The following is a 16,158-nucleotide window of genomic DNA, read 5'->3' as shown; positions in this document are numbered from 1 at the left end:
AAGTCGAAAGTGGGGGAGACTATGCAAATTGATAAGTTAACATTAAAAGATGTGGCAACGACGAATCGGCAGTATCTGGAGACGATTTTTGCCTTGGGTGATGGTCACATGGGTGTTCGGGACTCAGTACCGTTTACAGGTAATCAACAAGCAACACTACCAGTGATGCTCATCAATGGCTATTATGCGACGAATCCAATCACATATGGAGAAAGTGCCTATGGATATGCGAAAAATCATCAAACGATTATTTCATTAACAAGCCCGCGGTACTTAGACTTTGCAACTGAGAAGACAAGTTCTGAGATTCCTGGTGACTGGGATATGACGGTCGACGATGCCGTGCTTGATTTTGATACGGGCGTATTAACGGAAAAGTTTCAGATTGTTACCTCCGACCACCATCATTTTGAACTGGTCGTTAAATCAATGATTGCGTTGGATAATTCGCATCAACTATTCTTGAACTACGAACTGACTTCGCTTGATTATACGGGGACGTTGCGGTTCACGCGGCCGATTATTCATGATGTAACTGCGACGACGGCGGACGCGGACGATCCGCGAGTGGCGCAACGACAATCTGGGTTAACCAACCAATTTATACCAGTTGATCGTCAGCAGCAAATAGAGTGGCAGACGTTGGTAGCTTCAACACACCAACAAATAACGCAACGGGATTGGTTGACCAGCTTTCCGACAGGCTTTGAAGTATATGGCGATCATGCCGGTTTTCATGGCAGTGGTACCATCGAAGTACAGACAACGCTGAGCTGGTCGTTTACGCGTCAAATCAGTGAAATTAATCAAGCGCTGCCGGATAAGATAACGGGTTGGACCAACGATATTGTGGCTCGTAATCGGCAGATTTTAACGGACTTTTGGCAACAGTCGCAAGTGCAAATTAGTGATAAAAAGTTACAAACTGGGATTCAATATAACTTGTTCCAGTTATTTCAATCAGCTGGTCGTAACGGGCTAACGAACATTGCAGCTAAAGGAATTACTGGACCGGGATATGAAGGCCATTACTTCTGGGATACTGAGATGTATATGTTACCGTTCTTCATCTATACGCAGCCACAAATCGCTAAACAACTGTTGCATTATCGGTTTAGTATCTTGCCACAAGCTCGAGAACGGGCGCGGAGCCTGGGCGTGACTCGGGGCGCGTTGTACGCATGGCGAACGATTAATGGTGAAGAAGCGAGTGCTTATTTTCCTGCTGGCACTGCGCAATATCACATCAATGCGGACATTGCGCATACGGTTAAGTTATACTTTGATGTCACTAATGATCAGGACTTCTTGCGGGAACAGGGTGCGGCGGTTGTGCTAGAAACCGCACGCTTCTGGTTGCAGTTTGGTAGCTGGCAACAGCGTGACGGTCGGTCGCAGTTCTGCTTATACAAAGTGACGGGGCCAGATGAATATACCGCCTTAGTAGATAATAATTACTACACGAATCGGATGGCTAAGGAAAATATGGCCTTTGCCGCTTGGCTACTGGAAAATCATTATATTGACGGTGATGCTGATGAGCAAGCGCAGTTCACAAAGGCAAGCACGAATATGTACTTACCGTATGATCAAGAACAGCAAGTCACCGCACAAGATGATGATTCACCGAAGATGCCGGTGTGGCCCTTTGCGACGACGGCAGCAACACAATATCCATTGTTGTTACATTATCACCCGCTCATGATCTATCGTCACCGGGTCAACAAGCAGGCAGATACGTTATTAGCGGAAATGTTGTTTCCAGAAGATCAATCACTGGAACAATTGCGGCGAGATTACGAGTACTATGAACCAATTACGACGCATGATTCCTCTTTATCACGATCGATTTTCAGTATTTTGGCGAGCCGACTAGGTGATCATGATAAGGCGTTCAGTTATTATATGGATACATCGTTAATGGATTTGGTTGATCTACAAGGTAATGCCAAAGATGGGCTTCATGAAGCAAACCTGGGCGGTAGTTGGTTGGGATTAACGTATGGATTTGCTGGGATGTATGTCGCTGATGGAACGCTACACGTTACCAATCACCTGCCAACACAAATTGCCCACCTAAGTTATCGACTACGCTTTCGTGGTCGGGTGCTAGAAGTTAAATTGGCACAAGGGTCTACTCAGGTCCAGGTCATTGATGGATCGCCATTAACAGTAACCATTGATGGAAGAACTTGTGAAGTTTCACGGGCTGACATAGCGAATGGCAAAAAAGAATAGCGAATTATATAACGGATAAGCACAAAAAAATTATTTATAAATCGTTGACACCGCTTACAAAAGTTGCTATGATAATCAACATAAATTAAAGCGTGTTACTGATTCGATCAGGCATAAACCTACTCATATCTGTATTCACAGTCTCTTCAGTGAGATGTGATACTCTTTAAGTAGGTTTTTTGTTTGAAAATCCAGGAGGCGTGAGTGGTGAAATTTCTAAAGAACTTCAATAATAATGCCGCTTTAGTGGTGGACGATCAGGATGTTGAATGGATTGTAATTGGTAATGGCGTAGGCTTTGGTAAGCATCAGGGTGATCAGATTGATGATCAGAAAATTCAGCGGCGTTTTGTGGCAACTTTGAAACAGAATGTTGATATTGACGCTTTTCAAGATTTAAAACCCCAATCGTTTGTGATTACAACAAAGGTGGTTCACCTAGTGGAGCCGCTGTTGAAGGTCAGTTTTAGTGATTATCAGTACTTTGTGCTTGCAGACCACATTGATTTTGCGTTGAAGCGAGCCAATGATGGAATCGATGTCGATAACGGCACAGTCCGTTGGGAAGTTAAAAAATTGTTTCCTAAGGAGTTTCACGCAGCCAGTCAAGCGGTCGATTTAATTAATGTGACGGCGGACGTGATCCTTCCTAAAAGTGAAGTGGTTTTTATGACTTATCATTTCATCAATGCTGGTTCAGATGGTTCCAAGTTGCAGGAAACGATTAAAATCACGAAATTGATCAGTGGCATCATTGATATCGTGCAATATCAATACCAGATGCATCTGGACCCAGAGTCCTTCAATTACAATCGTTTCATTGCGCATTTACGTGCGCTAATGGTGCAACGCGTTAGCCGCAGTAATGGAACTGGCAGTGAATTAGATCAGTCATTACTGCAGTTGATGCAAGTAAAATATGCGCATGCCTATGCAACAGTGGAACGGATCGATACATTTTTACAAAGTAAGGCTGGCTGGCGACTAGAGCCGGATGACAAAGTCTATTTGACCCTTCACATCTGGCGCGTCACCCACCGACAAAAAAGTGAATAAATAAGATTATTAACGGTGTGTTACTGGTTATGCAGGCATTAACCCAAATATCTTTTCTTGAGAGCAGCAGTCACTAGGGCCCTAGTGGCGTGGTTTGAAGAAAGGACATTTGGGTTTTTGTTTACTCAAATTGCAATTATTGATTTATAGATAAATGAGGAGGAACAATGATGGCTTATGAAGATTTAAGTAAAAAGATTATCGCCGGAGTTGGCGGTAAGGATAATGTTAAGAGCGTGGTTCACTGCACAACCCGGTTGCGGTTTAAGCTCAAAGATGAAAGCGCTACCCATACTGATGAATTAAAAGATACAGATGGTGTTATTACAGTTGTTCAGTCCGGTGGTCAGTACCAAGTAGTCATTGGAAATGAAGTTGCAGACGTTTATGAAACGCTCATTCGCGTCGGTGGTTTTGCCGATGGTGGTAGTGTACCTGATGATTATGAAGACGGGGAAAAGATGAGTATCTTTGACCGGTTCATCGATTTGATTTCTGGTATTTTTACGCCGATGTTAGGTGTTTTATGTGCGGCTGGGATGATCAAAGGGTTCGTTGCGATGTTTGTCGCGTTCAATTGGTTGTCAGAGAATTCAGGAACATACAAGATTCTCTACTCGATCGGTGATGGTTTCTTCTATTTCCTACCAATTGTTTTGGGATTGACAGCAGCCAAAAAGTTTCATGTTGATCAATTTGTCGGAATGGCGATTGGGATGGCGCTTTGCTATCCAAGTATTGTCGCTTTGAACAGCAGTAAGACAGTATTAAGCACGTTGTTCAGTGGTAGTATCTTTGAATCACAGATTCACGCGACTTTCTTAGGTATTCCGGTTGTGATGATGAGCTATACTTCTTCAGTAATTCCAATTATCTTGGCCGTTTGGTTTGCATCTAAAGTTCAGGCATTTGCAAAACGAATCGTGCCAACGGTAGTTAAGACGTTCTTAGTCCCATTTATTACGTTATTAATTGCAGTGCCGATTACCTTTTTAATTATTGGACCAGTTGCAAGTTGGTTAAGTGATGGTATTTCAACAGTGTGTGTTGCAATCTATAACTTCAGTCCGATCGTTGCTGGGCTTGTGATGGGTGCTTTCTGGCAAGTTTTCGTTATCTTTGGTGTTCACTGGGGGTTCGTAGCTGTTATGATGGCCAACCTAGCCTCACAAGGCTTTGACCCTATTTTAGGATTATCATTAGCCGCTTCGTTTGCCCAAACTGGAGTTGTATTAGGCATTCTATTACAAACGAAAAATCAAAAGACACGCGGTATTGCTTTACCAGCCTTTATCTCCGGTATTTTCGGTGTTACGGAGCCTGCCATTTATGGGTTAACATTGCCACGTAAGCGCCCATTTATTCTGAGTTGTGTGGCCGCTTCAATTGGTGGCGGTATTATTGGTTTTGCAGGTACAAAAATGTATATGATGGGCGGTATGGGATTATTCTCAATCCCAGCTGCGATTAATTCTAAAACTGGGGTAGACGGCTCTGTATATGGCTTAATTATTGCGATGGCCATTGCTGCAGTCCTTGGTTTTGCCCTACAAATGTTATTTGGTTACAAGAGTGTTGATAGTAATGACAAGCAAACTAAGGTCGTAGAAACTGCGGCAACTGCTGATCCAGTCATTGTCGGTGGTGTTTCAGTAGAAACGACACCAACTGGTGCAGCAACTAAAGTAGAACCAAACGTCACTTACAATGCGGCCACTAAGTTAAGTAGCCCCGAAACGGGCCAAATCATCCCACTAAGTGAAGTTAAGGATGAGGTCTTCTCATCAGGTGCAATGGGCAAAGGTGTTGCAATCGAACCAACTGATGGTGTCTTATACGCTCCAGCTGACGGCGAAGTAGCACTCGTGTTCCCAACTGGACATGCCGTTGGTTTAAACACAACAGATGGTGCTGAAATCTTGATGCATATTGGAATGGATACTGTCGAATTAGAGGGCAAAGGTTTTGAAACGCTAGTTCAAAAGGGCGAGACGGTCAAAGCTGGTCAGCCGCTAGTGAAGTTTGATATTGAAGCGATTAAGGCGGCAGGGTATCCCGTTACAACGCCAATGGTTGTGACTAATTCTAAGAACTATCATGACGTTAAACTGGCTTTTCCAGCTGCTACGGAAGTTAATGCAACTGAACCATTATTACAATTAAACTAATTAAAGGGAGTTTTCAATTATGTATTCAAAAACAATGCCAACTGGCTTTCCAAAGAACTTTTTGTGGGGCGGCGCGACTGCTGCCAACCAAGTTGAAGGGGGTTGGAACGTTGATGGGAAGGGCCTAACAACTGCTGAAGTTGTTCAGAAGGCTACTGACCGCAAAGTAATGTCGATGAACGAGGTTACTAAAGAGAGTGTCCAAGCTGCCATTGATGATCAAACGGATAAGCTTTATCCTAAGCGCCGTGGCGTCGACTTCTATCATCACTACAAGGAAGACATTAAGCTATTCGCGGAAATGGGCTTCAAGGTATATCGCCTATCCTTAGCATGGGCTCGGATTTTTCCTAAAGGTGATGAAACTGAACCTAATGAAGCTGGTTTGAAGTTTTATGACAATGTTTTTGCTGAATGTCACAAGTATGGTATTGAGCCCCTAGTGACCATCTCCCACTATGAAATGCCATTAAACCTAACATTAACGAATAATGGCTGGGCAAGTCGCAAGACAATTGCAGATTTCACTCGCTATACTGAAGTGCTATTCAAACGCTATAAGGGTGTTGTGAAGTACTGGCTAACTTTCAATGAAATTAACGCTTCAACTTGGGGATTTACTGGTACTGGTGCAATTGATAGTGATCTAAGCTTACATGATCAAATGCAATTACGCTACCAAGCGCTACATCATGAGTTTGTTGCAAGTGCAATTGCAGTTAAGCAGTGTCACGAGATTGATCCTGAGGCCCAAATTGGCTCAATGCTTGCGCGGATGCAAACTTATGCCAATACGCCTAATCCAGCTGATGTTCGGGCGGCCCAATTGCAAGATCAATTGAATTTGTTCTTTACTGACGTACAGGTACGTGGTGAATATCCAGAATATATGAACCGGTACTTTGCAGAAAACGGGATTGAATTAACGATGGAAGCTGGCGATGAACAATTGTTAGCTGAAGGCAAGGTCGATTACTTAAGTTTTAGTTACTATATGACGACGATTACTTCGGCGACTGATGATGTTGAACAAGCCAGTGGTAACTTATCAATGGGTGGTAAAAATCCATACTTGAAATCCAGTGCCTGGGGCTGGCAGATTGACCCAGTTGGTTTACGGATTACCTTGAACGAGTTCTGGGATCGTTATCGAGTACCATTATTCGTTGTTGAGAACGGCTTGGGTGCCGAAGATGAAATCAGCGCCGATGGTAAGATTCATGATGATTATCGGATTGACTACTTACGTCAACATATTGAACAGATGAAAGAAGCAGTCAAGGATGGTGTTGATTTGATGGGCTACACGACCTGGGGTTGCATTGATGTCATTAGTGCCGGTACCTCCGAAATGTCTAAGCGGTATGGCTTCATCTATGTCGATCAAGATGATGAAGGTAATGGTAGTTTGAAGCGGATGAAGAAAGACTCATTTGACTGGTATAAGAAAGTAATTGCTTCGAATGGGGAAGATTTGGAATAGTTATTAATAATTGATATTCAGACCAATGATTGATTATACTTGTTGTAAGGGCTATCATTATTAGCTAACTAGAAAGGGTGTTGATTAAATGTCAGAGTTCCCAGAAGGATTTCTATGGGGCGGCGCGACTGCTGCCAACCAGTTAGAGGGTGGCTACCAAGAAGGTGGTCGTGGCTTATCGATTGCGGATGCGTTACCAGGTGGCAAAGACCGATTTAAAATCGTTAGTCAACCAGATTTTGACTGGACAATCGATACAGATAAGTATACCTATCCAAACCATGAAGGTATTGATTTCTATCATCATTACAAAGAAGATATTGCACTGTTTGCCGAAATGGGTTTCAAGTGTTACCGTTTCTCAATTGCATGGTCACGAATTTTTCCAAACGGTGATGAAACGCAACCTAACGAAGCCGGATTAAAGTTTTATGATGATGTGATTGACGAATGCTTGGCTAATAATATTGAACCAGTGATTACAATCTCACATTATGAATTGCCATTGAACTTGGCCAAACGGTATGGTGGCTGGAAGAACCGGTATTTGATTGAATTCTACGAAACTTTCGCGCGGACCATCTTAACGCGTTATGCTTCAAAGGTTAAGTACTGGATGACCTTCAACGAAATCAATAGTGCAGCACATTTTCCAGTGATGGGCCAAGGATTAGTGCCATCGACGGGTGCTAATGACAAAAAGAACGTTTTTCAGGCATGGCACAATCAGTTTGTGGCCAGTGCTAAGGCAGTCAAAATCGCCCACGAATTGCGCGACGATATTCAGGTTGGCTGTATGATTCTCTATGCCACTAGTTATGCTTATAATTCGAACCCAGTTAACCAGCTGGCTAATTTGCACCATAATCAAGATTTCAACTTCTTCTGTGCGGATGTTCAAGTACGTGGAGCTTATCCGACCTATACCAAGCGACTGCTGGCTGAATATGATCTGACCTTTGATGATCTGGAGACCACGGATGGCGACTTGGCATTACTACAACAATATCCAGTTGATTATATTGGGTTTAGTTATTATATGTCGAGCGCGGTGGAAACCACTGGTAGTGTAACCGACACTGTTGCTGGTAACCTGATGGGCGGCGTCAAGAATCCATTTTTGAAGGCGAGTGACTGGGGTTGGCAGATTGACCCAACCGGGTTACGGATTGCGTTAAATGAGCTATATGATCGCTATCAGAAACCGTTGTTTGTGGTTGAAAATGGCCTAGGTGCGATTGATAAACCTGATAAGAATTTCTATGTTGAAGATGATTATCGCATTGATTATTTGAAGCAACATATTGAAGCGATGGCTGGTGCCATTGATGATGGCGTCGATTTGATGGGCTACACACCATGGGGTTGCATCGACCTTGTTAGTGCATCAACTGGCGAGATGAGTAAGCGGTATGGCTTTATTTACGTGGACCTAGATGATCAGGGCCACGGGACGTTAGCTCGCTATCCCAAGAAGTCGTTCTACTGGTATCAAGATGTGATTAAGCATAATGGGTTAGCGGAGAAATCTGAATAGTTGAAATGCAATTAGTGATATCTGACAGCAATATATCATTGCTGAGATGATAGAAATTGACATTTAACGCTTGCAATCGTTTTCCGAAACCGCTATACTAGCTAATTGTAAATAAGGATTGTTACCGCTAACATTAGCTAGTGGGCAAAACCTAATTAATCGATTGTATTCGTGATTGATAGCACGGATGCAGTGGGTTATTAGGTTTTTTTCTTTATTTAGGTATGAGAGTCGAGGAGCGTGCGCATGCGAATCAAAAAGGTTTTTAATAATAACGTCCTATTGGCTGAAAAAAATGGACGGGAAGTTGTCTTAATTGGTAAAGGAATCGGGTTCAAAAAGCATACTGGTGACGATGTTGAGCAACAACAGATTACTAAGATTTATACGCCAGAAGGAGATAATTGGATTAGTAATTTCCAAAGCTTGATGGCAGATATTGAACCGGAATATTTTGAAGTTGCTTCGCAAATTATTGAGTTGGCAGAACAACAATTGCAAACGACTTTTAATGTTTATTTGTTGATTTCATTGACTGACCATATTCACTTTGCTGTCTATCGGCACCACCATCAGATGGATATTCATAATGAAATCTTGTGGGAAACTAAGCGAATTTATCACCGTGAGTTTCAAGTCGGTATGCAAGCATTGGCACTGATTAAAAAGCATTTTGATGTGACGTTGTTGGAAGATGAAGCTGGATTTATTGCAATGAAGTTTGTTGAGAATAGTATGGCTGACTCTAACACTGATCAAACACTTGCAATGACTAAGCTGATTAATGATATTTTGAATATTGTTAAGTATCAGCTGTCATTAACGATGCCAGATGAGAGTGTTAGTTTGCAACGATTTTTAGTTCATCTACGCTTTTTTGCGGAGCGTTTAACGCTGAAACGACCTGATCAATCCCAAGGGGCAGATGATGATTTCTTATTTGAACATTTATCTAAGCAATACCCCCGAGCCTTTGCCTGTGTCCAAAAAATCGCTGTTTTTGTGAAGAAGTCGACGGAACAGACTGTTTCGGTGAATGAGCGTATTTACTTAATCATGCACATTCAGCGGATGTTGAACGAGAATCAATAATATTTTTGGGATTGTAACTATTCGATTAGGCAAAACCCAAGTAGCAACCAGTCAACCTGTGTTTTTAGTGTTGATAACGGGCCTACTTGGGTTTTTGTCGTTTTATAAAGGGAGGAAAAAGTGTATGGATTATTCAGAATTAGCACAATCAATTCTTACCAATATTGGTGGAAAAGATAATATTAGCAAAGCATGGCACTGTGCGACCAGACTACGTTTCAACTTAAAGTCAACGGACAAAGCGAATACTGAGGCGATTGAAAACTTAGATGGTGTCATTACGGTTGTTCAAAGCGCGGGCCAGTATCAAGTTGTTATTGGTAATGCTGTGGCGCAGGTCTTTGCCGTTTTAGCAGATTTAGCAGGATTAGCAAATCCTGATACGGCGGCTGATGCAGCTACTACAACGGAAGATACGGGTGAAAAGCAAAACATCATTAATCGGTTTATTGCTTTTATCTCCGGAATCTTTACGCCGTTTTTAGGTGCTTTGGCTGGTGCTGGTATTTTGAAAGGGTTGCTAGCTTTAGCGGTTGCTTTTAATTGGATGTCAACGACTAGTGGGGCTTATAAGATTTGGTATTCTGCTGGTGATGCTATTTTTTACTTTTTACCTGTTTTTCTAGCATTTACTGCTGCTAAGCAGTTGAAGGTTAACCAATTTGTAGCGGTGTCACTTGGTGCAGCTCTGCTATACCCAACTTTAGTAACTGTTATGACGAATTCAACAACACTACATTTCTTTGGTATTCCGGTGGTTCCAACAACATACACGTCAACGGTTATCCCAATTCTGCTGGCAGTTTGGGTATTGTCGTATTTAGAGCCAGTACTGGACAAGCTATTTCCAGCGGCAATTCGGAATATTTTCACGCCCCTCTTTTCATTAATTATCATGGTGCCATTGACGCTGTTAGTTGTCGGCCCAATTGGGGGACTCATTGGTAATGGATTAGCAAGTGGTGTTATGGCAATTTATAACTTCATGCCAATTGGTGCTGGTGTTATCATGGGTGCCTTCTGGCAAGTCTTTGTTATCTTTGGTGTACATTGGACGTTCGTACCGTTGATGATGAATAATATTGCTAAGATGGGTTATGACCCGTTGTTACCAATTCTTAGTGCGGCCGTATTATCACAGGCTGGTGCTGCGTTAGCTGTTTTTTTGAAGTCACGAGATCAAAAAATGAAAGCATTAGCAGGGTCTTCTTTTGTCACAGCATTGTTTGGAATTACCGAACCGACGATTTACGGGGTAACGCTTAAGTTAAAACGACCATTCTATTGTGCCGTTGTGGGTGGTGCCCTTGGTGGTGCAATTATTGGCGCCGCTGGTACGCACGCTAGCTCATTTACACTCCCTAGCTTATTAGCGGTACCAACTTTTCTAGGACATGGGTTTATGGGTGAAGTCATTGGATTGATTGTAGCATTCTTAGGTGGTGCGATCTTAACGTACTTCTTTGGATTCGCTCGTCAACAGCAGGCTGATCACTCAGTAGTAAGTGATCAAAGTGATAACACAGTAATGGCTCCGGTTGAAGGGACAATTATTCCATTGACTAGTGTTCATGACGAAGTATTTGCGTCTGAAGCAATGGGCAAAGGCTTAGCCATTGTTCCAAATAAAGGGACGGTCACAGCGCCCGTTGATGGGACAATTACGGCAGTATATCCCACTGGTCATGCGATTGGAATTACGGCCAATAGTGGTGCTGAAATTCTGATTCACATTGGTATTAATACGGTTCAATTAAATGGTCAATACTTCGAAACAATGGTTAAGCAAAACCAAGTAGTCAAACGTGGTGATTTATTAACTAAATTTGATGTGGATAAGATCAAAACGGCTGGTTACGATACAACTGTCATGGTCATTATTACGAATACGGCTGACTATCAAATGGTCAAGCCAACTGATGCGACGGAGGCTAGTGATAATTGGATTTTAGAATTACAACCTAAGGAGATCATGGAAGGAGCACCAGCTAATGTATAAACCAACTTATCCTAAAACGTTCCCTAAAGACTTTTTGTGGGGCGGAGCGACAGCAGCTAATCAAGTTGAAGGTGCCTGGAATGAAGCAGGTAAAGGCCTGACAACGGCAGAAGTAGTGAAAAAAACGACGGATCGCAAGCATATGTCAATGGATGATGTAACGATATCTTCAATTCAAACGGCGCTAGATGATCAAACTGATACAATGTATCCTAAGCGTCGAGGTGTTGATTTTTATCATCATTACAAAGAAGATATCAAACTATTTGCTGAGATGGGATTTAAAGTTTATCGTTTCTCTATTGCTTGGTCGCGATTATTTCCAAAAGGTGATGAACTCAAGCCAAATTCAGACGGACTTGCTTTCTATGATCGAGTCATTGATGAATTACGACGCTATCACATTCAACCATTAGTTACACTGTCACATTATGAAATGCCCATTGGATTAACGCTTAAGCAAAATGGGTGGGCCAGCCGGGCAACCATTGCCGATTTTAATCGGTTTACTGAAGTTGTTTTTAAACATTTTAAAGGTCGCGTTCCGTACTATTTAACTTTTAATGAAATTAATACCGGAACTTGGGGGTTTCATGCCACTGGAGCTGTTGATACTGAGAATTCGGCGCATGATCAGATGCAGTTACGTTACCAAGCGCTGCACCATCAATTTATCGCTAGTGCACTGGCTACCAAACAATTACATGCTATTGACCCGGATGCTAAGATTGGGTCAATGCTGGCAAGAATGCAAACTTACCCAGCGACACCTAATCCTGCAGATGTTCAGGCTGCTCAAGTGGAAGACGATAAGAACTTATTCTTCACGGATGTTCAAGCTCGGGGGGAATATCCAGAATTCATGAATCGTTTTTTTGCAGAGAATGATATTCAACTTCAAATGGCACCAGATGATCAGAAGATTTTAGCGAAGTATCCGGTTGACTTTATTAGTTTTAGTTACTATATGACAACGGTAACTCAAGCTGATGCGCCTGAACAAGTGAACGGTAATATGGCTACTGGTGGTCGTAATCCTTACCTTGAGGAATCCGATTGGGGTTGGCAAATTGATCCGGTGGGGTTGCGAGTGACACTGAATGAGATGTGGGATCGCTATCGTAAGCCATTATTTGTTGTTGAAAATGGGCTAGGCGCTCTAGATCAATTAACAACTGATCAACAAGTGCATGATACGTATCGAATTGACTATTTACGTAAACATATTGCGCAAATGAAAGCTGCAGTTCAGGATGGCGTACAACTAATGGGCTATACGATGTGGGGGCCAATCGATTTGATTAGTTTTTCTACCTCAGAGATGTCCAAGCGATATGGTTTTATTTATGTTGACCAGGATGATGCCGGCAAAGGAAGTCTGAAACGCTATAAGAAAGATTCATTCTACTGGTATCAGAAGGTCATTAAATCTAATGGTGAAGATCTAGCTTAATTGGTTAATGACGGTGGATTTACGTGGTATAAGAACTGACTTGCCGCTGGTGTGATCAACTGATGGGAAATGATACTGTTAGCATCCACCCAGTTTAAAATAGCATGTGAATTTCAGAGATTTGCTTTGATAAGTTGGATTAAACTAAAAGTGCTAAGACTATTTCAATTTTAAATAGTCTTAGCACTTTTTTCTAACTAACATGTTTCAAAATAGATGGGCTGAAGATCGCTTCATATTTTGAGAATAACTATCTGTATGGTAGGCTATCACTATATTTAAACTATATGATTATTATTGATATAAGTGTTTTATCTCAATAACGATCTGATTGGGGGACTAGCTATGATTACTTTTGATCAGCGGGTACTAAATGCTGAATATAAACTTAATGAAACTGAGGAAGCAATTATTAGTTACATTAAGGCCAATCAAGAGACGGTTAGTCACATGTCAATTAGTAAACTGGCGTCAAAGACATATGTTGCACCTAATGCGATTACCCGATTATGTAAGAAATTAAGTTACGACGGTTTTGTCGCGTTAAAGCTATCACTACGAGATGGTCATGCAAATGATCAGCGAGAATCTGAACAATCATTGCAGCAAGCGATAATCAACCGCAACTTTGATTTGATTGATGAACATCGTGAGGACACGGCTATTGAAGCACTAATGACGGCTAAAAAGAATCTTTTCTTTGCAGTTGGAGAAACGGCTTATGTTGCACAAAATTTTGCTGATATTTTTAATGCGGTAGACCAAAAGACCCAGTTCGTCACTTATGAAAATCAAATTATTTATGAGATTGAGAACGACTCCAATCTGGTTGTTTTCTGTATCAGTCAAAGCGGGGAAACATTACAGACTTTACGGGTTGCCCAAGCAGCACGTCGGAATCGGCAAAAAATTATTTCATTGACAGGATTGCAAGTTAATTCATTAGCCAGTTTAGCAAGTATTGCGTTATACAGTTATTCGGAACCGAAAACTTGGCGTGGATATAATTTAACTGATAAAACGCCGTTATTTATTATTATGAAGGCACTATTTGACCGATATTTTAGAAATTATGTGTAAAAATACACAAAACACCGTCTTGCGTTGCAGATGGTGTTTATTTATTTCAATAATTGAATGCGGTTACAACGCTGGTGGTACGATAACTCTGAAATAAAAGGAGGAAACTAAAATGGACTTAACCAAAGCGACATCGCTGGACTTGATCACGGTTGGTAAGGACATTACCACTAAGCAGGAAGCATTTAGCTTTTTGACTGAGAAACTCTATCAAGCAGGGAAAATCACATCCAAAGAAGCCTTTTTAAAAGCAATTTATGAACGTGAATCTGAGTCAGTCACTGGGCTTGAAAATGGTATTGCCATTCCACATGGCAAGTCAGATACAGTTAAACAAGCGGCGTTTACCGTACTTAAGACCGCTGCACCGGTTAGTGACTATGAAAGCCTGCAACCGAACAATCAGGTTCAGTTGATTTTTCTGCTGGCTATTCCAACAGCTGAGGCGGGGACTACGCATTTGGATATTCTATCGGAATTAGCCACTCGTTTAGCTGATGTTGATTATCGAAATCAATTAATGACGGCAAGCACAGCCGGTGAGCTCTTTCAATTATTAGGAGCACGAGTAGGGTTAGAAAATAATGGTGATTCAAAGGTAGTTGCAACAACGGAACAATCCTTAGTGGCAATTACAGCCTGTGCAGCTGGTATTGCACATACGTATATGGCCGCAGAATCTTTAAACAAGGCTGCAGCTGCACGTAACATTGAAATTCATGTTGAGAAGCAGGGGGCTAAAGGGGTTGAAGATCGAATCACTATGAATCAGATCAAGCGCGCGAGTGGGGTGATTCTGGCCCACGATGTACGGCTTAAGGATCTTGAACGCTTTAAAGGTTTACCGATGGTTGACGTCCCGGTTGCCGAACCGATTAAAAATGCTGATGCTGTTTTAGATAAAATTCTTAATAAGGCCCATGATTATCATCCAGAAAATCAGTCGAAAATTGACGATGAACCAATTGATGATCGGACCAGTGTTTGGACTGAGATCAAGGATTCAGTGTTAACTGGTATTTCATATATTATTCCGATTATTATTGCTGGTGGGATGATTTCTGCAATTGCTGTTATGATTGCCCAAGGTTTTGGGCTTCAAAGCATGATCAATGATCCGAAGAGTTGGCTAGCTATTCTAAAGACTCTAGGAAGTAATATGTTAGGGACACTGATGGTTCCTGTACTGTCGGCCTATATGGCATATTCAATCGCTGACAAGCCAGCACTTGGGCCAGGATTTGCAGGTGGTTTGGCGGCAAACACTATTGCGAGTGGCTTCTTAGGTGGTATGTTGGCTGGATTGCTTGCCGGCTATCTAATGAAGTGGATGAAAAAGCATATTCATAGTGACGGTGCGTTTGCTGGCGTGATTACTTTTTGGGTTTATCCGGTTATTGGAACACTGATTGTAGCAGTACTAATGCTCTTTGTTGTTGGGCAGCCGGTTGCCTGGTTAAATCAAGCCCTGATTAATTGGCTTAACGGTCTGGCCGGTGCTAATGCCTTACTACTAGGAGCTGTAATCGGTGGTATGGTCTCATTTGACTTGGGTGGTCCGGTCAATAAAGCGGCCTACGCATTTTGTCTTGGCGCAATGGCCAATGGTAATTTTGTACCTTACTGTGTATTTGCCTCAGTCAAGATGGTGAGTGCGTTCTCCATCTCAGCTGCTTGTTTATTACGAAAAGACTTGTTTACAGATGAAGAACGACAAGTGGGAAATCAAACCTGGATTTTGGGCTTAGCTGGTATTACTGAAGGGGCAATTCCGTTTGCTATGGCAGATCCAATTCGAGCAATCGGGTCGTTTATTGTCGGATCAGTGGTCACGGGAGGAATCGTTGCTTACTATGCAATCGGGCTGAATGTTCCGGGGGCTGGAATTTTCTCAATGTTCTTATTAAAAGGCGGTATTGGCGGGTTAATGAACCCCCTGATCTGGTTAGGAGCCGCATTATTGGGGGCGTTGATTTCAACAATCTTATTAATTTTGTTACGTAAGCAGAAATTAAATAAAAAAATGGCACGGGATTAAAAGGGAGTTTTTAT

Annotated in this window: 10 protein-coding genes; all 10 read left to right on the top strand. The window is 42.0% G+C overall.

What is annotated here, in order from left to right; all coding sequences use genetic code 11:
- The first annotated feature begins 21 nt into the window (after nucleotides 1–21).
- The 10 genes from V7R88_RS14085 to mngA all read left to right on the top strand — a co-directional run bounded on the left by V7R88_RS14085 (nucleotide 22) and on the right by mngA (nucleotide 16,144).
- Nucleotides 22–2,238, top strand: a complete 2,217-nt coding sequence (locus tag V7R88_RS14085; protein ID WP_054396797.1) for a glycoside hydrolase family 65 protein — start codon at nucleotides 22–24, stop codon at nucleotides 2,236–2,238.
- 207 nt (nucleotides 2,239–2,445) lie between these two features.
- Complete coding sequence (locus V7R88_RS14080) at nucleotides 2,446–3,294, top strand: PRD domain-containing protein (protein ID WP_003645673.1); 849 nt, start codon at nucleotides 2,446–2,448, stop codon at nucleotides 3,292–3,294.
- 170 nt (nucleotides 3,295–3,464) lie between these two features.
- Complete coding sequence (locus tag V7R88_RS14075) at nucleotides 3,465–5,462, top strand: beta-glucoside-specific PTS transporter subunit IIABC (RefSeq protein WP_054396794.1); 1,998 nt, start codon at nucleotides 3,465–3,467, stop codon at nucleotides 5,460–5,462.
- 19 nt (nucleotides 5,463–5,481) lie between these two features.
- Nucleotides 5,482–6,945 (top strand): glycoside hydrolase family 1 protein, encoded by a 1,464-nt coding sequence (locus V7R88_RS14070; protein ID WP_054396792.1) that lies wholly within the window; start codon nucleotides 5,482–5,484, stop codon nucleotides 6,943–6,945.
- An 88-nt stretch (nucleotides 6,946–7,033) separates the two neighbouring features.
- Entirely contained in the window at nucleotides 7,034–8,482 is a 1,449-nt protein-coding gene (locus tag V7R88_RS14065; protein ID WP_054396790.1) for a glycoside hydrolase family 1 protein, read from the top strand.
- 246 nt (nucleotides 8,483–8,728) lie between these two features.
- Complete coding sequence (gene licT / locus V7R88_RS14060) at nucleotides 8,729–9,574, top strand: BglG family transcription antiterminator LicT (protein ID WP_003643570.1); 846 nt, start codon at nucleotides 8,729–8,731, stop codon at nucleotides 9,572–9,574.
- 124 nt (nucleotides 9,575–9,698) lie between these two features.
- Nucleotides 9,699–11,573, top strand: a complete 1,875-nt coding sequence (locus V7R88_RS14055) for a beta-glucoside-specific PTS transporter subunit IIABC (protein ID WP_003645677.1) — start codon at nucleotides 9,699–9,701, stop codon at nucleotides 11,571–11,573.
- Nucleotides 11,566–13,026, top strand: a complete 1,461-nt coding sequence (locus V7R88_RS14050; RefSeq protein ID WP_003642875.1) for a glycoside hydrolase family 1 protein — start codon at nucleotides 11,566–11,568, stop codon at nucleotides 13,024–13,026. Before V7R88_RS14055 ends, V7R88_RS14050 begins: the two co-directional genes overlap by 8 nt.
- A 345-nt stretch (nucleotides 13,027–13,371) precedes the next feature.
- Nucleotides 13,372–14,106, top strand: a complete 735-nt coding sequence (locus V7R88_RS14045; protein ID WP_047674338.1) for a MurR/RpiR family transcriptional regulator — start codon at nucleotides 13,372–13,374, stop codon at nucleotides 14,104–14,106.
- 112 nt (nucleotides 14,107–14,218) lie between these two features.
- Entirely contained in the window at nucleotides 14,219–16,144 is a 1,926-nt protein-coding gene (gene mngA / locus V7R88_RS14040) for a PTS 2-O-a-mannosyl-D-glycerate transporter subunit IIABC (protein ID WP_053267471.1), read from the top strand.
- Nucleotides 16,145–16,158 lie beyond the last annotated feature (14 nt).

The organism is Lactiplantibacillus argentoratensis (assembly GCF_037290055.1).
In the GTDB taxonomy this organism is placed as follows: Bacteria; Bacillota; Bacilli; order Lactobacillales; family Lactobacillaceae; genus Lactiplantibacillus; species Lactiplantibacillus plantarum.
The sequence above is the reverse complement of the archived record's forward strand: the minus strand, read 5'-3'. Positions and strand labels throughout refer to the sequence as shown.

Coding starts and splice junctions, on each gene's coding strand:
- V7R88_RS14055 (WP_003645677.1), top strand. CDS start 9,699: ATGGATTATTCAGAATTAGCACAATCAATTCTTACCAATATTGGTGGA.
- mngA (WP_053267471.1), top strand. CDS start 14,219: ATGGACTTAACCAAAGCGACATCGCTGGACTTGATCACGGTTGGTAAG.
- V7R88_RS14045 (WP_047674338.1), top strand. CDS start 13,372: ATGATTACTTTTGATCAGCGGGTACTAAATGCTGAATATAAACTTAAT.
- V7R88_RS14085 (WP_054396797.1), top strand. CDS start 22: ATGCAAATTGATAAGTTAACATTAAAAGATGTGGCAACGACGAATCGG.
- V7R88_RS14070 (WP_054396792.1), top strand. CDS start 5,482: ATGTATTCAAAAACAATGCCAACTGGCTTTCCAAAGAACTTTTTGTGG.
- V7R88_RS14065 (WP_054396790.1), top strand. CDS start 7,034: ATGTCAGAGTTCCCAGAAGGATTTCTATGGGGCGGCGCGACTGCTGCC.
- V7R88_RS14075 (WP_054396794.1), top strand. CDS start 3,465: ATGGCTTATGAAGATTTAAGTAAAAAGATTATCGCCGGAGTTGGCGGT.
- V7R88_RS14050 (WP_003642875.1), top strand. CDS start 11,566: ATGTATAAACCAACTTATCCTAAAACGTTCCCTAAAGACTTTTTGTGG.
- licT (WP_003643570.1), top strand. CDS start 8,729: ATGCGAATCAAAAAGGTTTTTAATAATAACGTCCTATTGGCTGAAAAA.